22 protein-coding genes are annotated in these 24,454 nt (G+C 40.8%); 17 read left to right on the top strand and 5 right to left on the bottom strand.

Annotated features, from left to right (window positions below):
* Nucleotides 1–23 precede the first annotated feature (23 nt).
* The 11 genes from ACFSKV_RS13705 to ACFSKV_RS13655 all read left to right on the top strand — a co-directional run bounded on the left by ACFSKV_RS13705 (nt 24) and on the right by ACFSKV_RS13655 (nt 12,606).
* Nucleotides 24–809, top strand: coding sequence for a 3-keto-disaccharide hydrolase (locus ACFSKV_RS13705; protein ID WP_380803771.1), 786 nt, complete (start codon nt 24–26; stop codon nt 807–809).
* Nucleotides 810–819: 10 nt separating this feature from the next.
* The gene (locus tag ACFSKV_RS13700) at nt 820–1,902 is read left to right on the top strand and encodes an aldose 1-epimerase family protein (protein WP_380803769.1); all 1,083 of its coding nucleotides are present in this window, start codon (nt 820–822) and stop codon (nt 1,900–1,902) included.
* A gap of 22 nt (nt 1,903–1,924) precedes the next feature.
* Entirely contained in the window at nt 1,925–3,130 is a 1,206-nt protein-coding gene (locus ACFSKV_RS13695) for a hypothetical protein (protein WP_380803766.1), read from the top strand.
* Between the two features lie 98 nt (nt 3,131–3,228).
* Complete coding sequence (locus ACFSKV_RS13690; RefSeq protein WP_380803764.1) at nt 3,229–4,260, top strand: sugar phosphate isomerase/epimerase family protein; 1,032 nt, start codon at nt 3,229–3,231, stop codon at nt 4,258–4,260.
* A 303-nt stretch (nt 4,261–4,563) separates the two neighbouring features.
* Nucleotides 4,564–5,724, top strand: a complete 1,161-nt coding sequence (locus ACFSKV_RS13685) for a Gfo/Idh/MocA family protein (protein WP_380803762.1) — start codon at nt 4,564–4,566, stop codon at nt 5,722–5,724.
* 223 nt (nt 5,725–5,947) lie between these two features.
* On the top strand, nt 5,948–6,850 hold the full coding sequence (locus tag ACFSKV_RS13680) for an EboA domain-containing protein (RefSeq protein ID WP_380803759.1): 903 nt from the start codon (nt 5,948–5,950) through the stop codon (nt 6,848–6,850).
* 97 nt (nt 6,851–6,947) lie between these two features.
* Nucleotides 6,948–7,856: a TatD family hydrolase gene (locus ACFSKV_RS13675; protein WP_380803756.1), complete on the top strand. Its 909-nt coding sequence runs from the start codon at nt 6,948–6,950 to the stop codon at nt 7,854–7,856.
* 5 nt (nt 7,857–7,861) lie between these two features.
* The gene (gene eboC / locus ACFSKV_RS13670) at nt 7,862–8,773 is read left to right on the top strand and encodes a UbiA-like protein EboC (protein WP_380803754.1); all 912 of its coding nucleotides are present in this window, start codon (nt 7,862–7,864) and stop codon (nt 8,771–8,773) included.
* A gap of 75 nt (nt 8,774–8,848) precedes the next feature.
* A complete protein-coding gene (locus ACFSKV_RS13665) occupies nt 8,849–10,003 on the top strand; it encodes a 3-dehydroquinate synthase (protein WP_380803751.1) in 1,155 nt (384 codons plus the stop codon).
* Between the two features lie 19 nt (nt 10,004–10,022).
* The gene (gene eboE, locus ACFSKV_RS13660; RefSeq protein WP_380803748.1) at nt 10,023–11,228 is read left to right on the top strand and encodes a metabolite traffic protein EboE; all 1,206 of its coding nucleotides are present in this window, start codon (nt 10,023–10,025) and stop codon (nt 11,226–11,228) included.
* A 4-nt stretch (nt 11,229–11,232) separates the two neighbouring features.
* On the top strand, nt 11,233–12,606 hold the full coding sequence (locus ACFSKV_RS13655) for an alkaline phosphatase family protein (RefSeq protein ID WP_380803745.1): 1,374 nt from the start codon (nt 11,233–11,235) through the stop codon (nt 12,604–12,606).
* Between the two features lie 5 nt (nt 12,607–12,611).
* Here the strand turns inward: ACFSKV_RS13655 and ACFSKV_RS13650 are convergent, their stop codons facing one another.
* Nucleotides 12,612–12,776, bottom strand: coding sequence for a hypothetical protein (locus tag ACFSKV_RS13650; protein WP_380803742.1), 165 nt, complete (start codon nt 12,774–12,776; stop codon nt 12,612–12,614).
* The gene (locus ACFSKV_RS13645) at nt 12,773–14,173 is read right to left on the bottom strand and encodes a purine-cytosine permease family protein (RefSeq protein WP_380803738.1); all 1,401 of its coding nucleotides are present in this window, start codon (nt 14,171–14,173) and stop codon (nt 12,773–12,775) included. The genes ACFSKV_RS13650 and ACFSKV_RS13645 overlap by 4 nt, the downstream gene beginning before the upstream one ends.
* Before the next feature lie 202 nt (nt 14,174–14,375).
* Here ACFSKV_RS13645 and ACFSKV_RS13640 point away from each other — a divergent pair, with 202 nt between their 5' ends.
* Nucleotides 14,376–15,086 carry a hypothetical protein gene (locus ACFSKV_RS13640; protein WP_380803735.1) on the top strand — a complete coding sequence of 237 codons (711 nt, stop codon included), beginning with the start codon at nt 14,376–14,378 and terminating at the stop codon, nt 15,084–15,086.
* A 5-nt stretch (nt 15,087–15,091) separates the two neighbouring features.
* Here ACFSKV_RS13640 and ACFSKV_RS13635 read toward each other — a convergent pair whose 3' ends face one another.
* On the bottom strand, nt 15,092–16,120 hold the full coding sequence (locus tag ACFSKV_RS13635; RefSeq protein ID WP_380803733.1) for a GntR family transcriptional regulator: 1,029 nt from the start codon (nt 16,118–16,120) through the stop codon (nt 15,092–15,094).
* Between the two features lie 156 nt (nt 16,121–16,276).
* Here ACFSKV_RS13635 and ACFSKV_RS13630 point away from each other — a divergent pair, with 156 nt between their 5' ends.
* The 3 genes from ACFSKV_RS13630 (at nt 16,277) to ACFSKV_RS13620 (ending at nt 21,474) form a co-directional block, all read left to right on the top strand.
* Nucleotides 16,277–18,385 carry a bifunctional aldolase/short-chain dehydrogenase gene (locus ACFSKV_RS13630; protein ID WP_380803731.1) on the top strand — a complete coding sequence of 703 codons (2,109 nt, stop codon included), beginning with the start codon at nt 16,277–16,279 and terminating at the stop codon, nt 18,383–18,385.
* 490 nt (nt 18,386–18,875) lie between these two features.
* Nucleotides 18,876–20,153 carry a sugar isomerase gene (locus ACFSKV_RS13625; RefSeq protein WP_380803728.1) on the top strand — a complete coding sequence of 426 codons (1,278 nt, stop codon included), beginning with the start codon at nt 18,876–18,878 and terminating at the stop codon, nt 20,151–20,153.
* A 1-nt stretch (nt 20,154) separates the two neighbouring features.
* Nucleotides 20,155–21,474, top strand: coding sequence for an FGGY-family carbohydrate kinase (locus ACFSKV_RS13620; protein WP_380803726.1), 1,320 nt, complete (start codon nt 20,155–20,157; stop codon nt 21,472–21,474).
* Between the two features lie 151 nt (nt 21,475–21,625).
* On the opposite strand, the gene ACFSKV_RS13615 is transcribed toward ACFSKV_RS13620, so the two are convergent.
* A complete protein-coding gene (locus ACFSKV_RS13615) occupies nt 21,626–22,003 on the bottom strand; it encodes a hypothetical protein (RefSeq protein ID WP_380803723.1) in 378 nt (125 codons plus the stop codon).
* 39 nt (nt 22,004–22,042) lie between these two features.
* Nucleotides 22,043–22,351, bottom strand: a complete 309-nt coding sequence (locus tag ACFSKV_RS13610) for a DUF3784 domain-containing protein (RefSeq protein ID WP_380803721.1) — start codon at nt 22,349–22,351, stop codon at nt 22,043–22,045.
* Between the two features lie 210 nt (nt 22,352–22,561).
* Here ACFSKV_RS13610 and ACFSKV_RS13605 point away from each other — a divergent pair, with 210 nt between their 5' ends.
* Together ACFSKV_RS13605 and ACFSKV_RS13600 are read left to right on the top strand one after the other, a co-directional pair.
* On the top strand, nt 22,562–22,792 hold the full coding sequence (locus ACFSKV_RS13605) for a hypothetical protein (protein WP_380803718.1): 231 nt from the start codon (nt 22,562–22,564) through the stop codon (nt 22,790–22,792).
* A 275-nt stretch (nt 22,793–23,067) separates the two neighbouring features.
* Nucleotides 23,068–24,357, top strand: a complete 1,290-nt coding sequence (locus ACFSKV_RS13600) for an ATP-binding protein (protein ID WP_380803716.1) — start codon at nt 23,068–23,070, stop codon at nt 24,355–24,357.
* The last annotated feature ends 97 nt before the right edge of the window (nt 24,358–24,454 follow it).

Raw genomic sequence — 24,454 nt, 5'->3', positions numbered from 1 at the left:
GCTTAGAATAACCCAAAAGTCCAATGAAATCAATAAATCAATCTCATATCTTCTTTTTCATTCTCACCGCAGCTTTATTAGGATGTGCCAAAGGCAACATAGCTCAAACACAAACAGTAGCTGATGATTTGAAGGAAAATGAAGGATTCATCTCCATATTTAACGGAAAAAATCTGGACGGATGGGAAGGTGACCCCAATCTTTGGAGGGTAGAAAACGGTCTGATAGTGGGTGAATTAACACCTAAGTCGGACCTAAAAACCAATTCATTTTTGATCTGGAAAGGAGGAGAACCCGGAGATTTCGAATTGAAAGTGGAATTTAAAATCACAGAAAACGGTAACTCTGGAGTAAACTACAGAAGTGAACGTGTAGATGGAATCCCTAATGCATTGAGGGGATACCAGGCAGACATTGATGGCAAGAATACCTATACCGGACAGAATTATGAGGAGAGAAAAAGGACCACTCTTGCTTATAGAGGTCAGAAAACAAAGATTAATGCACAGAATCCTCCAGGTGAAATCAGAGATTATATCGATAGAAATGCCTGGAAAGGCCTTGAGCTGACAGAAGAGTTGGGTGACCGTGATGCTTTAAAATCACTCATTCATACAGAAAAATGGAATGAAATGCACCTCGTCATTAAAGGTAATGTACTCAAACATTATGTGAATGGCGTATTAATGAGTGAAGTTGTAGATGAAGATGAAATCAATAAAAGTTTAAAAGGCCTTTTGGGTTTTCAGGTTCATGTCGGACCACCTATGAGGGTGGAGTTAAAGAATATTTATCTCAAAGAACTTTAAGACAAGCAATATGGACATAACTTCCAATCCCGTTATCCTACATTCCAGAAATAAAGTTTCAAACCATTCCCAGCTGGGTGGAATTGAAACTTCTGTTTTGGACAATGGACCAGGCATGGGGGTTAGGATTGCCTGGGTGAATACCGGGACAGGGCTACGCTATAAAATCGTTTTGGACCGGGGAATGGATATAGCTGATGCCCTGTACAATGCTTACAGTTTGGCTTGGATCAGCCATGCCGGGGTTATAAAGCCCCAACCTTTTTCAAATCAGGGCATTGATTGGTTGAGGACATTTGCAGGGGGACTGTTGACCACATGCGGGCTATCCCATATCGGAGGGCCTGAAACAGATGAACATGGAAGCCGTGGACTTCATGGGAATTACAGTAATATTCCTGCAGAAATCATTTCGGTGCAGCAACCTGATTTGACCAAAGGTAAACTTGAAATGAGTATCACTGGGGTGGTCAGAGAAACCACCACATTTGGACCAAATTTAGAATTAAGAAGAACGATTTCAGGGATTTTAGGTGAACCCTCCATAAAAATCCATGATGAAATTAGGAATTTGGGAAATACCCCTGCCCCACACATGCTATTATATCATATTAACTGCGGCTATCCGCTGATTGACCAAGGAACAGATATCCTGTGGAAGGGAGAATGGGAGTCCATGGATAAAAATCCCAACAACAGAATTTTCAACCAGTCCAATGACTTCAGGAAATGTCCCGCTCCCATGGACGAACATGCAGGTTTTGGTGAAGATGTGGCCTTTATTGTCCCAACGGCAGATGCTAATGGGACAAGTGTATGTGGTTTTGTCAATCAAAAATTAGGCCTTGGACTGTCCATTAAGTTCAATACTTATCAGTTGCCTTGGCTGATCAATTGGCAACATTGGGGTAAGGGAGAATATGTCACTGCATTGGAACCCGCCACTAATCCTCCAATTGGTCAGGCAAAAGCAAGAAATACCGAAACTTTGATTGATTTGGCCCCTGGTGAAAAAAGAAATTATGACCTTGAACTACAAGTGATTACACAGCCTGAAGAATTAGAAAATCTCTTAAAAATCAATAAAAAGTAACCAAAATAACCTGAAATTATTTATGAGTTTGGCAAAAAAAGCATTAGAACAAGGGGAAGGAATACTTAGATTAACCCCAACATGGGTACCAAGGTCATTTTGTGTGCCTGGAAGAAGAATCAAATTACATCCGGATGATTATTATGTCCTTGGGGGCGCTAGAGGAGGGATTGATGAGAGATGGCTTTCCTCCACCACTCCGGCCCAAAATGGCCCTTTGACCAGAAAAAATGAAGGATTAAGCCATATTGTATTTGAGGATGGAAATGAACAAAAACAGTTTTTATTGAAGGATGCCATCGATGAACTCCAAGGAGAAATCATAGGAGATAGGATCTGGAATGAGTATAAGAGTTGGCCCATGTATTCAAAGTTTTTTGACAATATGGGTCCCCTTCCCCACCATATCCACCATAATGATGAATATGCGGCCATGACAGGTCAGAAAGGCAAACCGGAAGCCTATTATTTCCCGCCCCAACTGAATAACCACGGGGGTGATTTTCCTTACACTTTCTTTGGAATTGCACCGGGAACCACCAAAGAACAGATCAAAGAATGTCTGATGAACTTCAATAAGGGAGACAACAAGATCACCAATTATTCCCAGGCATTCAAACTGGAACCCGGAACCGGATGGGATGTACCTCCGGGCATGCTTCACGCGCCAGGTAGTCTGTGTACCTATGAACCTCAAAAGGCATCTGATATTTTTGCCATGTACCAATCTTTGGTAAATGAAGCCATTATTCCAGAGGAGTTGTTGTGGAATGGCACACCTAAAGACCGTATCGGTGATTATGATTTGTTGGTAGAAGTCATAGACTGGGAATTGAATACCAACCCAAATATCCTTGAAACAAGGTTTATGCTGCCAAAACCTGTCTCTGATGTTGAAAAAATGAAAGCACATGGATATATTGAAAATTGGATTTGCTACCTATCCCATGATTACAGTGCAAAGGAATTGACAGTCTTTCCGGGGCAGACCGTTACCATTACAGATAACGCAGCCTATGGCCTGATCATGATGCAGGGTCATGGAAAAATGGGCAATTGGGATATTGAAACGCCTGCTTTAATCCGATATGGGCAGCTTACACATGATGAGTATTTTGTCACTGAAAAGGCAGCCAAAGCGGGAGTTAAAATCACAAACCATTCCAAAACTGATCCAATTGTGATGTTGAAACATTTTGGACCGAAAAACCCGGATTTGAAACTTTGATTAATTACTAATTAAAATTGACCAATTACTAATTAACAAATCGGAAGAAGAAATAACTAGATATTTAATTAACCATTGACTAAATAACCATAAAAACAATGTCCCAAAATAACTATCCTAAAATCCACAATGCCACTTGGCCCGGCATTGTTGGAAAAGGACCAGACTCAGAGCCTATTATTTCATTTGATGAGATGTTGCAATACACCGCTGCAGCAGAAGTGGACGGTGTTAAATTTGACGGTATCGATATCGGTCTTTTTGATCCACATATCGATTTGGATATGTCTGATGATGGCATCAAAAGATTAGCGGAAAAAGTTGCCAAGCTCAACCTGAACATTGGAAGTTTGGTAGCTCCCATTTGGGGTGGACCTGCTATGGGATCGAAAGAAGATAGGGCTCTTTTCGTGGAAATGGTAAGAAAGTCCTGCATTTTCGGCCAAAAATTAAAAGACTTAGGTGTCAGACCCTACGGCGTCGTACGGATTGATTCTGCAAGCAGTGTGGAAGAATGGTCAAAAGACCCCATCAACAACACCAAATTGATTGCCCAGACTTTTAGAGAAGCCTGCGATGTTGCTGCGGATTTTGGGGAAAAACTGGCTGCCGAAGGAGAAATTTGCTGGGGTGGTATGCACAGCTGGCGGGCCATGATCGATACACTTGATCAGACCAACAGACCCAATATCGGATTCCAGGCAGACATGTCCCATACCTTTCTCTATATGTTGGGTTATAATAGTCCTGATGACAGGATTTTACCTTTGAATTTCGATTGGAATGATAGCGAAACTTTGGATGAAGCTTTCAAAAAGCTGACCAAAGCATTGAGACCTTGGACCATTGATTTCCATGTGGCACAAAATGATGGCACTGTCTTTGGCTCGGGTTCCCATGACAAAACAGGAAGACATTGTCTAGCCACAGATCCCAATGGTAAACTGGATATCGTAAAACATGCAGGATTCTGGCTTAGAAATCCAGATGGAGAACTGACAAAAGCATTTCAGCATATCTGTTGGGACGGCTGTATGTTCCCCAACGCCGTGATGGGCAAGCAACAAACCTGGAATGACATCCTCGCAGTAATGATCAAAGTGAGGGATGCCCATGGATGGAGTTCTTGAGGTAGAAGTGGAATTTCGAAGTTGGAAAATAACCATGAAGTGCCTGCCTGCAGGTAGGCAGGGTTAAACTTTGAATATCTTGTCCGCTATGGCGGAGCCCCGCGTGAAATGTTGGGTTTAAATATGATTAAGTTCCTGCATCAACCCAAAAGGGCCTTCCTGGCGGCTAGACAGGGTTGAACTTAAAGGTATATAATAAAAAAAGTAGCAAAAAATCAGAAAGTGACATAAGTCTTAACTGACTCACTTCTCATTTTTTTTGTCCCAAATCTTAAGTTTAAAATCTTAAATCTCGAATATACAATGAGCAATAAAAAACATATAAGAGTCGGATTAATAGGCACCGGTTTAATGGGAAGAATCCATACCAATGCCTACAAAAGAATCCCGGATTTCTTCCCGGAATTTGAATATATGCCCGTCCTCCAGGCTGTTTGTGCCAGAAGGGAAGATAAGGTAAAAGCTTTCGCAGACCAATGGGGCTATGCGTCCTATGAAACGGATTGGAAAAAACTGATAGCAAGGGATGATATAGATGCGGTGGATATTTGTACTCCTAACAGCACCCATGCAGAAATTGCCATAGCTGCAGCTGCCGCTGGTAAAATGATACTCTGCGAAAAACCCCTTTCCAAAACTTTGGAAGAAGGGGAAGCAATGGTCAAAGCAGTAGAAAAAGCAGGAGTGAAAAATACAGTTTGGTACAATTACCGTAGGGTACCTGCAGTTACTCTGGCCAAGCAGATAGTGGATTCCGGAAAATTGGGAAAAATATTTCATTACAGGGCAAACTTCCTTCAGGATTGGACCATCAATCCAGAGCTTCCCCAAGGCGGTGATGCATTATGGAGATTGGATGTAGATGCGGCAGGTTCCGGCGTAACAGGGGATTTGTTGGCCCACTGCATTGATACTGCTATGTGGATCAATGGAGGAATTACAGATGTCTCCGCCATGACAGAAACATTCATCAAGGAAAGGGTCCATCAAAGAAGTGGAAAAGTTCAGAAAGTGGGTATAGATGATGCCTGTTTGTTCCACTGTCACTTCAAAAACGGTTCTCTTGGACTCTTTGAAGCCACCAGATATGCCAGAGGGCACAAAGCCTTGTATACATTTGAAATCAATGGGGAACATGCTTCCATTCGATGGGATTTGCATGATATGAACTGGCTGGAATATTTTGACCATAGCGATGAATCCCAAGTCAGAGGTTGGAGAAAAATTCACATTACTGAAGGCGAACAACCTTATATGAAAAGGTGGTGGATCCCAGGAACCTCTATCGGATATGAACATTCATTTATCCATCAGGCAGCTGATTTCTTCCAGAGTTTAGAAACTGGTAAAACCTGTTCCCCTACCTTTGAGGATGCTTTGGAAACCCAAAAAGTCTGCCAGGCTGTATTGGATTCTGCTGCTTCTAAAAGCTGGAAAGATACCGGGGTAAACTGGAAAGGCTAATAAGTCCCTACCCTATAAAAAACCTCCAATATTGGAGGTTTTTTTATGGATATATCCAAGCATGTTGTGTCTAAGGTAAGTATAGTAGCTGATCTTCTTGGAACTGAATTAAGTAAGATAAAAATGTCTTAAAATGCACCTCTTTGGGGTTAAATTTCTTATTCCTTTGAAAAAATCAATTAACTTTAAATTTAAATAATGACACCCAAAATAATTGTCAAAAATGAAGGATAACCCTGTAGACAAAGAAAAGGTAAAATCTTTCCTTTTGGAGGTTTTAAAAGAAAATGCAGATAGTAAATCCATTGAATGGCTGTTACAGCAGAAGGAAAAAATCGAAAATGAGGCTTCCTACCTGAAATTTTTCATGGCTTTCAGCCAATCTTCCAGATATTTTAAAAAACAGTTACTCTCTCTTTCAGACAAAAATAAGGAAAAGGCTGATCAATTGGTAAAGGGATTTAGTCCATCTTCTTGGGATCAGTTACAGACAGCAAGAAGTTATTTATTGCTACATTTTGAAGAAAATGACCCTACATCTTGGGTAAAAGCATTGAATAAGCTTTTTGAAACCGCTGATATGCATGAACAGCAGTCTTTGTATGCTGCTATACCCATCATGCCTTTCCAAGAAGAAATGACTGAAAGGGCGATTGAAGGATTAAGAACCAATATCAGTTCGGTGTTTGATGCTGTGGCCTTAAACAATCCTTTTCCTTCCAAATATTTTGATGAAAGGGCCTGGAACCAAATGGTGATCAAAGCCATATTCCTGCAAAGACCCCTTTATCAAATTCAAAATGCAGATGAAAGAGCCAACCTCAATTTGGCTAAAATTCTGGTGGATTTTGCCCATGAAAGATGGGCTGCCGGGAGAAAAGTGATGCCCGAACTATGGCGTTTTGTCGCACCCTATATTGATACTGATAATATCTCGGATATCAAAAAAGTACTTCAAACAGGTGATCTACTCCAGAAAAAAGCAGGGCTCCTCGCCTGTAGCCAAAGTGATTTTGCTGAAGCAAAAAAATTATTGGATCAGCATGCGGAATTAAAGTCCCAAATTCAAAAAGGTGACATAACTTGGGAATCTATAGGAAAAGAATTTCAATCGACTATTCAGTAGTTTAAACTATAAAAAAATAAACGGGTTCCGAATCAATAAAGCTTTTGTCTTGATCGGGAAAACGTTCAGATTAAAAACATAAAAAATACAACATACCATGGAAATGTTTATCGACCCTCATATACATGTTACCTCACGTACCACTGATGATTATGAAGCTATGCGGAAAGCAGGCGTTGTGGCCATCATTGAACCTGCTTTTTGGCTAGGACAACCAAGGACAGAAGTAGGAAGTTTTAAGGATTATTTCAGCAGTTTGATCGGTTGGGAAAGGTTCCGCGCCAAACAATTTGGGATAGTCCATTACTGCACTATGGGGCTTAACTCCAAGGAAGCAAACAATATTCCTTTGGCAGAGGAGGTCATGGAATTATTGCCTCTGTATGTTGGAAAAGAAGGTGTGGTAGCTATTGGCGAAATTGGTTACGATGATCAGACTGAGGCTGAAGACCGTTTTTACAGACTGCAATTGGAACTTGCCAAGGATGTAAACCTTCCTGTCTTGATCCATACGCCTCATAGGGATAAGAAAAAAGGAACGACCCGAAGCATGGATGTGAGTGAAGAGCATGGCCTTGATCCAAAAATGGTTATTGTGGACCATAATAATGAGGAAACTGTCAAAGAAGTCCTGGACAGGGGATATTGGGCAGCATTTACCATTTATCCGCATACCAAAATGGGGAGTGAACGAATGGTTGAAATCGTAAAACAATATGGCCCGGAAAGGATAATTGTGGACAGTGCTGCTGATTGGGGAGTGAGTGATCCTTTGGCTGTACCAAAGACTGCTGCTTTGATGAGACTAAGAGGTATTCCAGAAGAACATATCCGAATGACCTGTTATCAGAATGCATTAACTGCCTATTCCCAAAGCGGGCAAATGGATGAAATGGATTGGCTGAATCCAGAACCTATTGACCAAAGACAAAAACAATACGGTAACTCTGTTTTAAGAGGAGGGCAGACACCAAAAGTCGAAGGCTCAGATTATGTAGAAAACTAAGGGCTATGTCAAAAATAAAAGCCTATTTACAACTGACAAGGCCTGCCAATATAGTCACTGCAATTGCCGATATCTGGGCAGGATTTGCGGTAACTGGTGGCGCTTTGGTTCTAATAACGGACGAGAAAAACCTCATTTACTCCCCTGTTTTTCAGGATTTGTTGTGGTTGACATTGGCCACCATTGGGCTATATGGAGGAGGCGTTGCCTTTAATGATTTTTTTGACGCCGAACTGGATGCCAAAGAAAGGCCGGAAAGACCTATCCCAAGTGGAAGAGTCCCTAAAGTCAATGCAGGTTGGATGGCTTTCTTATTATTGGTGATGGGTGTACTGGCTGCACTTCAGGTTAACTGGATAAGCGGAGTAATCGCTTTGGCAATTGCATTATTGGCCGTTCTTTATGATTACTGGGGCAAACACCAATCCATCATTGGACCGATCAACATGGGACTTTGCCGGGCTGGAAATTTAATCCTTGGCATCAGCGCCTTTCCGGTAATGTTAAAAAGTTATTGGTTCCTGGGCTTTATTCCGTTGGTCTTTGTGGCTGCCATCACCATGATCAGCAGGGGTGAGGTCCACGGCAAAAACAAAAGTGCTTTATTAGGTGGATTTTCCTTCTATGTGCTGATTATTCTGGCCCTTTTCGTTCTGGGGTTCGTTGAAGAAAAGAAACTCCTTCATACTTTCCCTTTTTTGGTTTTATTCACTTACATGATTTTTCCTCCATTGATAAAAGCAATTCGACAACAAGTCCCTGAATTGATAGGAAAAGCGGTCAAAGCAGGTGTAATTTCGCTGATCATCCTAAATGCCTCCATTTCATCGGTATTCGCCGGATGGCAGTTTGGCGTTTTGGTTTTGGTACTTTTACCAATATCCATTTGGATGGCAAAAAAATTCGCTGTTACCTGAAATCTTATGGTAATTTCAGGGGTTATAGACATAAAAGTAAGATTACTTTGGCTTTTAATTTAGCTGTATTGGACGATGAAAAGAATTATTGAGCAAACATTTTCAGTACCCTTCAGGTATCAGGTTTGCTTTGTAGAAGGAATATTTGATACAAACAACCCCATGCTTGCCCAATTTCTGAACAATGGAAAAAAGGCCAAAGCATTTTTCGTGGTGGACAGTGGAGTAGCTGAAGCTTTTCCAAATCTTTTGGAAGACATCAAAGCCTATTCAAATGCCTTCCAAGAGGATTTCCAACTTTGTGCTGAACCTTTAGTAGTGCCCGGAGGGGAAAGATCCAAAAATGACGAGGTTTCCTTCAAGAAAATTGTGGATGCCACCCATATTTATGGAATAGACAGACACTCTTATATAGTCGCCATTGGAGGTGGGGCGGTCTTGGATATGGTAGGTTTTGCGGCAGCCATTTCCCATCGGGGAGTTCGTCATATCCGTATCCCTACAACAGTTCTTTCCCAAAATGACTCCGGAGTTGGGGTCAAAAACGGCATCAATGCATATGGCAAAAAGAATTACCTAGGAACCTTTTCCCCTCCTTTTGCGGTGATCAATGATTTTAATTTTCTGACCACTTTAGATGACCGGGATTGGCGATCAGGAATCAGTGAAGCGATCAAAGTTGCCCTGATAAAAGACCTTGTTTTTTTTGAATGGCTGGAAAAACATGCCATAGAACTGGGAGACCGTCAAATGGCTCCCATGCAGGAATTAATTGTAAGATGTGCGCAAATGCATATGGACCATATCGCAGGAAAAGATCCCTTTGAATCCGGTTCGGCCAGACCTTTGGACTTTGGACATTGGGCAGCACATAAGTTGGAGCACTTGAGCAATTATGAATATAGACATGGAGAGGCAGTAGCAATTGGAATTGCTTTGGACTCCACTTACTCCTTTCTTAAGGGAATGATTTCTCAAAAAGACCTTGACAGGATCATACATTTGATTCAATCCCTTGGTTTTAAAGTTTTTGTTCCCGAATTATCAGGAGAGGCATTATTAAAAGGTCTGGAGGAATTCAGGGAACATTTAGGAGGTGAACTGACCATCACGCTTTTGGAAAAATTAGGTAAAGGAGTAGAAGTTCACGAAATGGATAAAGAGCTCATTTTAAAATCCATTGAACATTTGAAATTTTTCCAACAGGAAAGTTTGATTGTAAAAGGATAATCCGCCTGAAATAACAACCATGTATCAAAACGGACATCACCTTACTTATTGTACCAACATTCATCCGGGAGAAAGCTGGGATGCGACTTTCAAAAATCTCCAAAACTTCATTCCCGGAATTAAAAATAAACTCAGTAAAGACAAACCATTTGGAATTGGACTCCGGTCTTCCCATGAGGCAAGCCTGGAACTCTCCAAACCTAAAAGACTATCAGCATTCAAGAAATGGCTGGATGAAAATGACTGTTATGTTTTTACCTTTAATGGATTCCCCTATGGTGGATTCCATCGACAGGTAGTGAAAGACGAAGTGCACCAGCCTGATTGGACTACGCCTGAAAGGTTGGCCTATACTTCCCGGTTATTTAATATACTTGCTGACTTAATCCCTGAAGGGATGGATGGTGGAATTTCCACTTCTCCCCTCTCTTATCGGCATTGGCATCAGGGAGCTGAAAAACTTGAAGAGGCCATTAAAAAATCCACACTTAATCTAGCTGTAATTGCCGAACAACTTTTCCTAATTAAACAAAAGACCGGAAAACTTCTGCACTTGGACATTGAGCCGGAACCTGATGGGATATTGGAAAATAGCCAGGAAGTAATTGCTTATTTTAAAAATTACCTAATCCCTATTGGGAGTCATTTCCTGAATGAAAAATTGGGATTAACATCAAAGGAAGCAGAAAAAGTCCTGAAAGATCATATACGGATATGCTATGATGTATGTCATTTTGCAGTCGTATTTGAAAAACCTGCAGATGTATTTAAAGCATTTGAATCAGAAGGAATCCAAATCGGTAAAATTCAGATCAGTGCAGCCTTGAAAGTACAAATTCCCAAGGATCAGGAAAATAGGGTTGAGTTGCAGGAAATCCTTTCCTCTTTCGCAGAATCCACCTATTTACACCAGGTCGTTGGAAATAATCCAAATGGTCAATTAGCTTCTTATAAAGACCTTCCTGAAGCCATACTTGGACTTGAAGAAAGTACCCAAGAGGAATGGCGCATCCATTTCCATGTGCCTGTTTTCTTATCAGATTATGGAAAAATTTCCTCCACACAGCAAGATATTCTTGAGGTATTGAAATACATTGGGAAGAAGAAAGTATGTAATCACCTGGAAGTGGAAACCTATACATGGGAGGTTTTGCCTGAGGGAATCAATTTGGATCTGGAAAGTTCCATTGTCAGAGAGCTTCAATGGGTCATTGAAAACAGTTGAAAAAATGAAAAAAACCGTTGTCATAGATGTTGTCGCCCTATCAAGCAGGGTGATTGGGGAATACACTCCTTTTTTACAGCAATGGATAACAAAAGGCAAAAAAGCGTCCATTGAACCTGTTTTGCCAGCGGTTACCTGTTCTGCCCAATCTGTTTACCTTACAGGCAAATGGCCCTCTGAGAATGGCATTGTGGGCAATGGTTGGTATTTCAGAGATGAATGCGAGGTGAAATTCTGGAGGCAGTCCAACCATTTGGTACAATCTGAAAAAATTTGGGATGAAGCAAAAAAAACCAATCCTGATTTTACAGTTGCCAACATGTTCTGGTGGTATAATATGTATTCCAATGCGGATTATCAGGTAACCCCAAGGCCACTATATCCTGCTGATGGAAGAAAATTACCGGACTGTCATAGCCACCCTATGGAGTTAAGGGACAGGTTACAAAATGAACTGGGACAATTTCCTCTCTTTTCTTTTTGGGGCCCAAATGCCAATATCAGCTCAACCAAATGGATTGCAGAAGCTTCCAAAAAGGTGGATCAGTGGTATAATCCAACCCTGACCCTGATTTATTTGCCACATTTGGATTATAACCTACAGCGTTGTGGGATAGATTTTACCAAAATCGGCAAGGACCTTCAGGAAATTGATGAGGTATGCAAGGATTTGATCACCTACTATGAAAACCAGGGAACAGAGGTGATTTTATTATCCGAATACGGTATCACTTCCGTGCATAACCCTATCCATATCAATAGAATCCTAAGGGAAAAGGGTTATATCATAGTTAAAGACGAGTTAGGTCTGGAAACTTTGGATGCAGGTACCTGTAAGGCATTTGCAGTTGCTGACCATCAATTGGCCCATATCTATGTCAAGGATAAAAAGGATATCCCTACTGTAAAAAAACTACTTGAGCAAACCCCTGGAATAGAATTGGTCTTGGATGAGGCCGGAAAAAAACAATACCATTTGGACCATGAAAGAGCAGGAGAATTGGTTGCCGTAGCAGATAAGGACTCCTGGTTTACCTATTATTTTTGGTTGAATGACAGCAAAGCCCCGGATTATGCCAGATGTGTGGATATCCACCGAAAGCCGGGTTATGATCCCGTGGAAATGTTTGCCGATCCCAAAATCCGATTTTTGAAAGCCAAAGTCGGGATGAAAATCTTAAAGAAAATGCTTGGTTTTAGGTATCTGATGGATATTATCCCCTTGGAAGCCAGTCTTGTAAAAGGTTCCCATGGAGCCATCCCTGCTGACAGGCTTGATCATCCTGTATTTATAATTCAAAACAAAGATTTGATACAGCAAGAATCCCTTTCCCCTGTTTCAGTGAAAGCTCTGATCTTAAAATCAATCTTTGGCTGATACCATCAGGCCTTTTTTCTTTCCAGAAAGAATTTACCTACAAACCAGAGCAGGGTAGCACCGAATAAACTGGCCTTTAACTGGTATTGGTCTATCCAATCCAGATAAAAACCTATAGCAATTAAAAACATAAGGATAAGAACCAAACCTGAGAACAATAGACTTTTCATTTTTTATGGAAGGTTTTGCTAAACACCAAATACAAGAGACCACAGGTAATCCAGGCAGGAAGAGTAAAGAAAGATAAGAATACACCCTGATAAACCGAAATACCATAAAACAAAACCATGCTGATCAACCAGGCCATTAACACCGCCCAATTAAAAGATTTTGCATTCGCTTCTGCATAATTTTCTTTTAATCCAAATCTTCCAGCAAAGTGGTGCTCGAAAAAAATAATAGCTCCAACAGGTGCCAAAATAAAGCCATAGACCGCCACAAAATCCAACAACCTCATGGCAAATGCAGGAAACAGACCCGCAATGGTAGCAATGCCACCGGATATCAGGGTTACTTTTACTGTTGAACTTTTGGGGAAAATTGCCTGAAACGCAAGACCTGCTCTATAGATGGTAGGATTGGCAGTGGTCCACCCTGCCACCAACACACAAACTAATCCGGCCAAGCCAACTACATCATAAGCCAATGGCCCTGGTGAAACACTGGGCACATCCCCATTAGCAAAGATAGCGGCTGCCTCAGGACTTTTTAAGTAAAGGGCAAACATCAGGCAGGCAGCTATCCAGGCCATAAAGTGCCCGACATACATCCCTGCTGCAGTGGTCCAACCTACAGAGTTTTTGTTGGCATAGCGGAGGACTGTCATATCTGACATTCCCAAATGCATGGCTGCATTACAGAACCAGGCAAAAAACACAACATGCCAAAAGGTGAATTTAATCTGACCAGGAAATGGTTCAGATCCTGATCCCCAAACAGCCCAAAGATCGGCAAAGCTATTCACACCTAATCTTTTGGCCGCGACTATTCCAGCAATCAGAAATACCATCACCATCCATGGGGCGGCAATATTGGAAAACCTGGAAACCGAATCGTAACCTTTTGCTGCTACAAATGAAATCACCGCTCCAACTCCAAGCACCACTAAAATCCAGGATAAACTTGAAGGCAAGGTATCGGACAATGCCGGCATGGGCATATCAAAAGGGATGCCCACTGCAGTAGCCGATACTGTAATCATAGCCCCAGCCAAAAAACAGAACAATAGCCCATTGGCCAAGTTATAACCAGTCACCAACCTTCTCCCAGCGATTTTTTCAAGTTTGTAATACAAGGTCAAACGCTCTGATGTAGCAATTGGGGTGGTGATATAGCGCCAGGTTAAGACGGCTAAGAAATTTCCCAATATCAAACCTACTATCAGATCAAAAGCCGATACCCCGGCGGTCAAAAACAAAGGACCTATGACAAATTCAGTACCCGCTGCATGTTCCCCGGCATACATGCCCAAAAATTTCCTCCAGTCTTTGAAGTTGGAAGCCGGAACAGATTGTCGTTCAAATTCACTGATTTCGGTTGGCTTGTGTTGCCTTATCTCTTTCTCCATAGGCTGATTTTGGGTTGAAAATGAAAAATACAAAATTCTATGGGGGATTTCTATCCTGCTTTATCCTGTTTAAAATAATATTTACCAATTCAAGTGATTTGACCAAATCAAAAAAACTTTAAAACTCCTATTAAAAAACTATCCACTTAGTCAGCATTTGCGTTAGAGCATAATAGAATCATTTTCCATCTCATTCCTTTTTATGAAGAAATACTCATTAATCCTTACTGCATTATTTTGTTTAATTATATTTTCTTCCTGTGAGGATGATGTTGTTCCTGAAATTGTATTTTCCTGTGAGCCCACAACTGATTTTTATGCTTCTTTTATCTTGAATTATTATACCACTAATCCCATTCAATCGGGATTCAAAAAACCAACCAAACAGGAGGGAGTCTGTTGGAATGATGTTTATCCTTATCAAATAGCTTCTACAGGAACCGGAAACTGCGGAATTACCTATGAATATGTAGTGAATCCATTTCTTGCGACTGGGATCAGCTTGCAGGAATACAAATTAAGTGAGCCAGAATATGGATCATTTAAAAGGTATATCAATGTTCTGGGAGTTTTTCCTTGTGAAGAATTCAGTAGCAAAGACTCATTTTATAACCTATTCCAAGAAGGACAGTATGGGATTAGCTCAGGATTCGAAGATGTTGGAAAATTTATAATAGAACTATGGGAAGATGATATCCTTTACACCAGTAAAGACGTTAAAAACCAGCCATCATCTATTTTAATTACTGAAGTGGAATATCCTGAAACTCAAGGAACAGCATTTGTGGAAGCTACAATGAAATTCAGTGCTGTCTTGGAAGGTCAATCAGGCAAACATATTTATATTCAGGATGCAGAGGTAAAAGGAAGGTTTTATAGAACTTCAAGGTGGCTTTTGGACTGGGATGATTGACATAGTTATAGAGATGCCCTTACTATCACTTTGAATTTATTTTTAACCAAATTTCCTTTTTTGTTCAATATCATTTCAGCAGCAGTTTTGCCCATGGCTGAGAAATCCGTACTGATGACTGTAATTCCATTCTGCAGGACTTCCTTGAGGGGCGTCTCATTGTAAGAAAGAATTCCGAAATTCTTCCCTATTTCTAAACCATTGGTTTCCCTGGCCTTTTTGATAAGATTCACCAGATCATTTTCTTCAATAACAATATAAGCCTCTCCCTTTTCAAGCTTTCTTTCTTCACTGATTTCAGAAATCACCTCAAAATCCACCCCTACCTCAACAGTGAATTTTTTAAACCCCAATAGGATTTTCTCAGGATAGGGATAATTGGAATGTGAAGGAAAAACCATCAGCAATTTCATGTATTTCTCTAACCTTGGCAGTAAGGTATTTAAAGCTTCATAAATATCAGACTTGAAATCCTGAAAAACCGCTCCGTAGCATGGGATACCTTCAAGCTTATTATCCAAAAAAATAAGTTTTTCCTTTGGTAAAGTTTTCAACAAAGCAACCGCCTTCTCTTCCTGATCTTTTTTGAAGTGGGGCATGATCACATAATAATCAAATGCCTCTTTTTGCTTCTCGATTATTTTTTTCAATAGATCATACTCACAGTGGTGAACATGAAAACTAATTTCTCCCCTATCTTCCAAGGCAACAATCAAGGCATTGAAAATCTCTTTTTTATAAGAACTGAGTTTGTTAAAAAGTAGGAGTATCCTGTATTTTGAAAGATCAGAATGATGGCTGATATAATAACCTTTCCCTTTTACAGACTCAATGATTCCCTGTTTTTTGAGAATGACATAAGCCTTTTCCACGGTATCCCTTGAAAGATAGTATTCATTACTGAGATTATTAATGGATGGGATTTTATCACCATATCTGAGAGAATCCGCTACAATTAAGGACTTAATCGCTTTTACTATTTGGATATATTTAGGAATACTGGAATTCTCATCGATGATTAAGTCCAACTTCATATAGCATTTGGGTCAAATAATGAGGTAAGATTAGAATAAATCGAAAATAAAAACAAATCCTGATCAAGATCTTACCAACAGTATAGTACAGGATGCCAAGGCTATAATAATGATATATATTTGAATAAATTTGGAATATTAAATGCTAAAAAATAGATGAAATCAGGCAATAAACCCTTTAATCACGTGTCCTACTTATGGGACGAAAAAAAAGCAGCTGCACTGGGCAATGATGAAGTTGCCTTATTGATATACCGTTCCAATATTTTGGGAGCAGATTTAAGAATCACCAATTACGGAGGAGGCAATACTTCCTGTAAAACAATAGAAAAAGATCCCCTTACCGGAAAAGATGTGGAAGTCATGTGGGTCAAAGGATCTGGCGGTGATATCGGTACCTTGACCAAATCAGGACTGGCCGCACTTTATGTGGACAAGCTCCGTTCTTTGGAAGGAATCTACCGTGGGATTGAACATGAAGATGAAATGGTAGGCCTTTTTAATCATTGTATTTATGATTTGGACTCAAAGGCTCCATCAATTGATACACCTCTTCATTCTTTTTTGCCTTTCAAGCACATTGACCACTTGCATCCTGATGCTGCCATCGCCATTGCAGCATCCAAGAACGGGGAAAAAATAACAAATGAATTATTTGAAGGTCAGATTGCATGGGTACCTTGGCAAAGGCCAGGTTTCGATTTGGGATTGCAGTTGAGAAATGCCCTCAAAGCCAATCCCGGAATCCGTGGTATTATGCTGGGTGGACATGGGCTGTTTACTTGGGGTGATACCGCCTATGAATGTTATATCAACAGTTTGGAAGTGATTGAAAAAGCCTCTGCTTATTTGGAAGCAAATTATGGTAAAAAAAGACCTGTGTTCGGGGGTGAGAAAACAAAAGCATTGGAACCAGATCAAAGGAAAGAACAAGCAGCAAAGATCGCTCCTTTGTTGAGAGGACTGGCCTCTAGCTACAACCGAATGGTAGGAACTTTCAATGATTCGGATACAGTATTACAATTCATCAATTCCCATGACTTGAGCAAACTGGCACCATTAGGTACTTCCTGCCCTGACCATTTCCTGAGGACAAAAATCGCCCCTTTGGTATTGGACATTCCTTCAAATCAAGACTTAAGTGATTTGAACGCCATCAAAGACCATATTGGACAACTTTTTGCCCAATACAGGGAAGGATACAAAGGCTATTACGAAAAACACAAGCGGGCCAACAGCCCTGCAATGCGTGACCCCAATCCTGTAATTATATTATGGCCAGGTGTGGGCATGTTTTCCTATGCCAAGGACAAACAAACCTCCCGGGTGGCTTCAGAATTTTACATCAATGCCATCAATGTGATGCGTGGTGCAGAAGCAGTCTCTGAATATGTATCACTTCCCCTTCAGGAAGCATTTGATATTGAATACTGGTTGTTGGAAGAAGCTAAGCTCCAACGCATGCCCAAAGAAAAAGCCCTTTCAAGAAAAGTGGCATTGATAACCGGAAGTGCGGGAGGAATCGGAAAAGCCATTGCAGATAAATTTGCCTCTGAAGGAGCCTGTGTGGTGCTTTCTGATATTGATGAGGACCGTTTGGCCAAAGCCAGAAAAGATTTTGGAAAAGATGCAGCCATCGCCGTTAAGCTTGATGTGCTGGATAATGATACAATTGCTCAAGCCTATAAAGAAGCCTGTCTGGCCTTCGGCGGAGTTGACATTATCGTCAACTGTGCCGGATTGGCCATCAGTAAACCTTTGGCAGATACCACAGAAGCTGACTGGGATTTACTCAATGATGTCCTGGTCAAAGGACAGTTTAAAGTCTCCCAAGCAGGGGTATCGGTTCTGAGAGCCCAAGGTTTAGGTGGAGATATCATCAATATAGTTTCAAAGAATGCACTTGTTTCCGGACCAAACAATGTGGGCTATGGCACCGCTAAAGCTGCCCAAGCACATATGTCAAGATTGCTGGCTGCCGAACTTGGCCCTGACAAAATCCGGGTCAATGTGGTCAATCCGGACGCAGTCATCGAAGGTTCCAAAATATGGGAAGGCAAATGGGCAGAAGGAAGGGCTAAAGCTTATGGCGTTACCGTTGAGGAATTGCCCGCTTACTATGCCAAAAGAACTTTAATGAATGAAATCATTTCCACCGAAGATATTGCCAACGGAGTATTTGCTTTTGTGGGTGGATTACTTTCCAAGTCTACGGGGAATATACTGAATGTGGATGGAGGGGTAGCGGCGGCTTTTGTGAGGTAAGGTTGATGTTCGACATTTACTATTACGTCACCCTGAGATTTTAAAATTTGTTATATACAGAAAGGCAATGACAGATTAAAAGGTAAGGCCTCGACAAGCCTGTTTGGCACAGACAGGCTCGGCCACCGGATAAGGAATAAATAAGAGGAGGGGGAGGGAAATGCGGCTCTGCCACATTTCCCTCCCCCTCCTGAAAAAGCTAAGCTTCCGGTCCCAGAGCTTGCCTAGGGGAAGATAATAATTCTGTCATTGGTGCCAAAAATTGGTTTTTACAGAATTGTTATGACATATGTTTGGTCGTCATTCAGCGAGGAACGAGCTAATGCCTGTCCCGTAGAATTACGTGGAATCTCCCCTGGTTTGGGAGACTCTTCCTTCGTCAGAGTGACGCACGTTTCTGGACATCTAACTAATGTGAAAACTCGAAATGACAAGGACAGGTTATTTCCCTTAATTTGTTATTCATCCAAAAAATTGCAGTAAATACTAAATGAAAATAACCTCTGAACATATCCAATCGAGCAATAAACCCAGAGAAATCACCCATTCCCGTGAATTCAATTTCCTTGCAGAAAACCTGGAGAAAAAAGGATTGAATGTAGAAGCTTTGATCCAAAAACTCCAAACCCTTCAGATTGCCATACCTTCCTGGGCTTTGGGCACGGGAGGAACCCGCTTCGGGCGATTTTCAGGAGGTGGAGAACCCGCTACTTTAATCCAAAAAATACAGGACATAGGCATTCTCCATGCCCTCAACCGGTCCAGTGATTCGGTTTCCCTCCATATCCCATGGGATATTCCTCAGGACTATGATGCTATCCTCCAAGCAGCTTCAGATGTGGAAATCGGTTTTGATGCGGTAAATTCCAACACCTTTCAGGATCAGGCAGACCAAAACCTGTCCTATAAATTCGGCTCTCTGGCCAATCATGACAAAGCCATCCGGGAACTTGCTATTGAACATAACAAAGAAGTGATCCGAATAGGAGAAAAACTGGGTTCCAAAGCCCTGACGGTTTGGTTGGCGGATGGATCATCCTTTCCCGGACAACACAGTTTCCGCAAAGCCCTGCAAAACACCTATGTGTCCCTTCAGGAAATCTATCAGGAACTCCCTCCCGACTGGAAAATGCTCGTAGAGTACAAACCTTATGAACCTTATTTTTATAGCACGGTCATACAGGATTGGGGCACTTCCTTTCTGTTGGCCAATAAACTTGGAGAAAAGGCTTTCACCTTAGTAGATCTGGGCCATCACCTGCCCAACACCAATATCGAGCAGATTGTTGCCACCTTGATGACAGAAGAAAAACTGGGAGGCTTCCATTTCAACGACTCCAAATACGGGGATGATGACCTTACAGTGGGAAGCATCAAACCATACCAACTTTTCCTTATTTTCAATGAACTGGTGGTAGGTTTTGAAGAAACGGCAAATCCTTCTCCTGCTTGGATGATTGATGCCAGCCACAATTTGAAAGATCCTCTGGAGGATTTGTTACAATCCGTAGAAGCCATCAAACTTGCCTATGCACAAGCTTTGATTGTGGATCAAAATGCCCTGCATGCGGCACAAGCTTCCCATGATGTGACCTTGGCCCAGGAAATCCTACAGGATGCGTATAGAACTGATTTGAGACCTTTGGTACGGGAATCTATCCGCCAAAGCGGTGGAGCCATATCCCCTATCCATAGCTATCGGGAACTGAAAGTAAGGGAAACACTGATCAAGGAAAGAGGCAAAGACAGTAAAGCCAGCGGATTGTAACATGGACCCCATCAAAGTAACCGCCATATTTGACATTGGAAAGACCAATAAGAAGTTCTTTCTGTTTGACAAGGACTTGAAGGAAGTCTATAAGGTGTATCATCGCCTGGATTATATACAGGATGAAGACGGTGAAGATTGTGAATCCATTCAGGCACTGACCCAATGGGTCAAGCAAACCTTGAAAGAAGCTTTAGCTCTGCCTCAATTTCTGGTCGTCAAACTCAATTTCACCACCTACGGGGCTTCTTTTGTGCATATTGACCAATTGGGAAATCCGGTCGCTCCCCTGTACAATTACCTGAAAAAGTATCCCGAGGACATTTTAGAACAGTTTTATTCCAACTACGGCCCAGCGGAAAAGTTCAGCCAAGAAACCTCCTCCCCGGCTTTAGGCATGTTGAATTCCGGCCTACAGCTTTATTGGCTAAAATACGCCAAACCGGAAATCTTTAAGAAAATCCACCGAAGTCTTCACCTTCCCCAATACCTTTCATTTCTTTTTACGGGAAAAGCTGTTTCAGAATATACGAGCATAGGCTGTCATACAGGCTTATGGGATTTTTCCAAAGGAGCGTATCATCACTGGGTCAATGCAGAAGGGATCGACAATATATTACCAGAAGTGGTGGATACTACAACCAGTTTTGCCAAGACCTTTGACCGGCACAGCATGAGTGTGGGAGTTGGGGTGCATGATTCTTCATCTGCTTTATTGCCCTATTTGACCAGCAATACAGCACCTTTTGCCCTTTTGTCGACGGGTACTTGGGCCATAAGCATCAATCCATTTAATGATGCTCCTTTGACTTTGGACGAACTCCGCAAAGACTGTCTCCATTTTTTGAGCAAGGAAGGCCGTCCCATCAAAATCAGCCGTCTTTTTATCGGGGAAGAGCACAAAGTACAGATCGAAAAGCTCTATGCCCATTTCCAATTGGAAAAAGGCTACTACAAAGCACTGTCCTTTGAAAAGGAGCGGTACGATAAAGCCAGATCGAAAACCCACAAACGGTTCAGGTTTGAATACCTTAAGCCTGAGGTCTTTGTAATTTCACAAGCCAACGAAACAGACTGGAAAGGTTTTGCAGATTTTGAAGATGCCTATTACAGCTTTATCCATGAACTCACTGATCTGCAAGTAGCCTCCCTCCAACTTGTGCTAAAAGGTACCAAAGCCCAAAAACTCTATATTGATGGAGGCTTCAATGCCAATCCCATTTTTGTGGGGATGCTGCGGTACAAATTACCTGGAATCAGCATTGAAACTACTGACTTTGCTTTAGGAACGGCACTGGGGGCAGGGATGTTGGTGAATTAAACTTTAAAAATCCCGGGAAAAGGCATATAACCGCAAAATTTATATCAATTTAGCGATTTTGATCGCTGTTTTTATATAAATTTTGCGATTAGAACTGTTCGATATTCAATAGAAATGTAATCCTGTCAGGTAAAAATTCACTCCCGCAGAACTATTTCCCCCACAAATCAACACCATAGAGAATTTTTACCTCAACCCGGTTCGTCAAAAAATCCTGATATACTTCAGGACCATCGAAATTCAGTTTAGTTCCATCACAGTAATACTGCGATTGATTGGTAGAACTCATCAAGGAAGATTGGATCTCGATTACCTCTCTGGAATTGTATTGGTACAAAATGATCCCGCTAGGTGCGCTTTTGATCAGCTCAAATTGTTCTTTTAACCAAGGAAGCTCACTTAATACATCCGAAGTTCCACATGCAGACAGCTGTTCATCAAAAGGCTCCTCTGTTGAGCAACTCCCTAAACAAAAACATGCTACCAGCATAAACATCAATATTCTTGCGCTTTCACTTAAAATTCTCATAGGGCATTGAATAAATGTTAATCAATAGACAATGTAGTTTTATCTGACCCGCTCTCTTGTAAACCTATTCCCAAAAACAATTAAAACTACCACCCCTAGCAAGGTTACCCCAAGGCTTATGACCATGCCTATTCCGGGTTGATCCAACCATATCCCAAGAAAATATCCTGATATCGAAAGCAATCCCATCACTACAAAAACTGCACTTCCGAAAGTAGGCAACCCATTGGCAATGGCATTTTCCTTTTCTTTTTGGGAAAACTGATTGTATCCTGCCATTAGATTGGGAAATAACTTCACCAAAATACCTATTGCGATAAAAAATAATCCTGTGTAAATGCTTTCCATAAATTGTTTGTTTAAACCCCAAAATCAGACTTTTAAAATTACAATAAATAACGAAATACGGAAACATTAGTTTGAAACATTGGCAATAAATTCAAACTTCTTAAAAAAATAAAAATTAGAAAATAACAAGTATTGATTTGGGAATGAATCAAAAAACCAACTTATTGATTTGAATCCAAATCAAAATCACAGCATAAATCGAAATTTAAGGTGTATTTTTTAGATTGTATTCTAAATTTTAGGCGTAATTTTTCGATTTGGAGAACGCATGACAAAGCTGAAATAGATTACCTGGAAGAAACTGATGGGATGTTATATGCCAATGAGTTCAAATGGAAAGATCAAAAAGTCAGATTTCGTGTATCTTTTCTCCAAAGCTATCCTGAGCACCAAACAGCAGTTGTCAGCAGACAAAACTTTGAAGGTTTTTTGGGAGTCTGATCGCACTCACTTCAAATTTACCAAACCAATCACAGGATTGGCTTCTTCCTGTGCACCTTCTGTAGTTTTAATTCAAGAAATTTTTAGTGAATTTCAAAAGAAGATTGAATTAAGAGATCTATTAAGGTCATAAACCCCTTTCATCAGATTCATTTACGGTTATTTTCCTTCATAAAAATGCAATAATTCACATTTTTTCATTTGAAAAAGTGTTATTAAACACATTTTTTCATTTGAAAAAGTGTATTTTTGTAACTAGTATCATTCATGTTTTTATGAAAAGAAAATTAACCAAAGCACTGATCAAATGGAGAAACTCCCCAAAAAGAAAACCATTGGTCATCCGTGGGGCAAGACAGGTAGGGAAAACCTGGCTGATGAAGTCCTTTGGTGCACAACACTATCAAAAGGTAGCCTACGTCAATTTTGAAAGCAGTCAGACCATGAAGCAGGTTTTTGAACAGGATTTTGAAACTGACCGCTTATTGATGGCCATTCAGATTGAAACAGGGATTAAAATTGATCCAGAAAACACTTTAGTGATTCTGGATGAAATACAGGAATCTAAAGGAGCGCTAACATCATTAAAATATTTCCAAGAAAATGCAACAGAATACCATGTTATTGCAGCAGGTTCTCTATTAGGGGTAGCCTTACATGAAGGCACGTCTTTTCCGGTAGGAAAGGTTGAATTCCTGGATTTGTATCCTTTGGATTTTGAAGAATTTTTGGAGGCAAATGGAGAAGAAGCACTCAACAATCTGCTATTTTCGCAGGACTGGGACATGATCAAACCCTTCTCCCAGAAACTAAAAAGCCTGCTTAAACAATATTATTTCATCGGTGGTATGCCAGAGGCTGTTCAACTATTTTTGGAAACAAAGGACTTTGAAGCAGTCAGAAGAGTTCAGGCCAGAATCTTAGATGCATATCAGCAGGATTTTTCGAAACATGCCCCATTCGAAATTGTTCCTCGGATCCGGATGGTTTGGAATGCCATTCCTTCCCAGCTTAGTAAAGAGAATAGAAAATTTATTTATGGCCAGATAAAAAAAGGGGCAAGGGCAAAAGATTTTGAAATGGCCTTGGCTTGGTTGATGGATTGTGGATTGGTACATCGAGTCAACCGTGTTTCAAAAGCAGCAATTCCTCTAAAAGCCTACGAGGATTTTGGTGCTTTTAAGCTTTTTCATTTGGATATTGGACTTATGGGGGCTATGGTTGAGATAGATGCCATCACCATTTTGGAAGGAAATCAACTATTTACGGAATTTAAAGGAGCTATTACCGAACAATTTGTTCTTCAGCAATTGATAGCTTCCGGCTTAAGTCCATATTATTGGTCGGCCGATAACGCTACAGCTGAGATCGATTTTCTCATTCAACTTCAGGGAAAAATCATCCCTATTGAGGTAAAGGCAGAAGAAAATCTTAAAGCCAAAAGTTTAAAGGTATTTGTAGAAAAGCACAAAACTGAAACAAATATCAGAACTTCGCTATCGGACTACAGAAAAGAGGATTGGCTAATCAATATTCCATTGTATGGAATCCAAACCATTACTTGATATAGTATCTAATTAATCTTTAACCTTATCCTCAAAAAACCCGACACCACAGGATATATCAATCTGTACTTTTTTGGATATTTAAAAACCCTATCCT

The sequence above is a fragment of the Shivajiella indica genome (assembly GCF_042683085.1).
GTDB classification, from domain to species: domain Bacteria; phylum Bacteroidota; class Bacteroidia; order Cytophagales; family Cyclobacteriaceae; genus Shivajiella; species Shivajiella indica.
The sequence above is the reverse complement of the archived record's forward strand: the minus strand, read 5'-3'. Positions and strand labels throughout refer to the sequence as shown.

What these genes read in the sequence shown, in the direction of transcription:
- ACFSKV_RS13705 (WP_380803771.1), top strand. Translation starts at nt 24, where the DNA reads ATGAAATCAATAAATCAATCTCATATCTTCTTTTTCATTCTCACCGCA.
- ACFSKV_RS13680 (WP_380803759.1), top strand. Translation starts at nt 5,948, where the DNA reads ATGAAGGATAACCCTGTAGACAAAGAAAAGGTAAAATCTTTCCTTTTG.
- ACFSKV_RS13600 (WP_380803716.1), top strand. Translation starts at nt 23,068, where the DNA reads ATGAAAAGAAAATTAACCAAAGCACTGATCAAATGGAGAAACTCCCCA.
- ACFSKV_RS13685 (WP_380803762.1), top strand. Translation starts at nt 4,564, where the DNA reads ATGAGCAATAAAAAACATATAAGAGTCGGATTAATAGGCACCGGTTTA.
- eboC (WP_380803754.1), top strand. Translation starts at nt 7,862, where the DNA reads ATGTCAAAAATAAAAGCCTATTTACAACTGACAAGGCCTGCCAATATA.
- ACFSKV_RS13640 (WP_380803735.1), top strand. Translation starts at nt 14,376, where the DNA reads ATGAAGAAATACTCATTAATCCTTACTGCATTATTTTGTTTAATTATA.
- ACFSKV_RS13635 (WP_380803733.1), bottom strand. Translation starts at nt 16,120, where the DNA reads ATGAAGTTGGACTTAATCATCGATGAGAATTCCAGTATTCCTAAATAT.
- ACFSKV_RS13630 (WP_380803731.1), top strand. Translation starts at nt 16,277, where the DNA reads ATGAAATCAGGCAATAAACCCTTTAATCACGTGTCCTACTTATGGGAC.
- ACFSKV_RS13650 (WP_380803742.1), bottom strand. Translation starts at nt 12,776, where the DNA reads ATGAAAAGTCTATTGTTCTCAGGTTTGGTTCTTATCCTTATGTTTTTA.
- ACFSKV_RS13615 (WP_380803723.1), bottom strand. Translation starts at nt 22,003, where the DNA reads ATGAGAATTTTAAGTGAAAGCGCAAGAATATTGATGTTTATGCTGGTA.
- ACFSKV_RS13655 (WP_380803745.1), top strand. Translation starts at nt 11,233, where the DNA reads ATGAAAAAAACCGTTGTCATAGATGTTGTCGCCCTATCAAGCAGGGTG.
- ACFSKV_RS13620 (WP_380803726.1), top strand. Translation starts at nt 20,155, where the DNA reads ATGGACCCCATCAAAGTAACCGCCATATTTGACATTGGAAAGACCAAT.
- eboE (WP_380803748.1), top strand. Translation starts at nt 10,023, where the DNA reads ATGTATCAAAACGGACATCACCTTACTTATTGTACCAACATTCATCCG.
- ACFSKV_RS13610 (WP_380803721.1), bottom strand. Translation starts at nt 22,351, where the DNA reads ATGGAAAGCATTTACACAGGATTATTTTTTATCGCAATAGGTATTTTG.
- ACFSKV_RS13625 (WP_380803728.1), top strand. Translation starts at nt 18,876, where the DNA reads ATGAAAATAACCTCTGAACATATCCAATCGAGCAATAAACCCAGAGAA.
- ACFSKV_RS13665 (WP_380803751.1), top strand. Translation starts at nt 8,849, where the DNA reads ATGAAAAGAATTATTGAGCAAACATTTTCAGTACCCTTCAGGTATCAG.
- ACFSKV_RS13690 (WP_380803764.1), top strand. Translation starts at nt 3,229, where the DNA reads ATGTCCCAAAATAACTATCCTAAAATCCACAATGCCACTTGGCCCGGC.
- ACFSKV_RS13700 (WP_380803769.1), top strand. Translation starts at nt 820, where the DNA reads ATGGACATAACTTCCAATCCCGTTATCCTACATTCCAGAAATAAAGTT.
- ACFSKV_RS13675 (WP_380803756.1), top strand. Translation starts at nt 6,948, where the DNA reads ATGGAAATGTTTATCGACCCTCATATACATGTTACCTCACGTACCACT.
- ACFSKV_RS13645 (WP_380803738.1), bottom strand. Translation starts at nt 14,173, where the DNA reads ATGGAGAAAGAGATAAGGCAACACAAGCCAACCGAAATCAGTGAATTT.
- ACFSKV_RS13695 (WP_380803766.1), top strand. Translation starts at nt 1,925, where the DNA reads ATGAGTTTGGCAAAAAAAGCATTAGAACAAGGGGAAGGAATACTTAGA.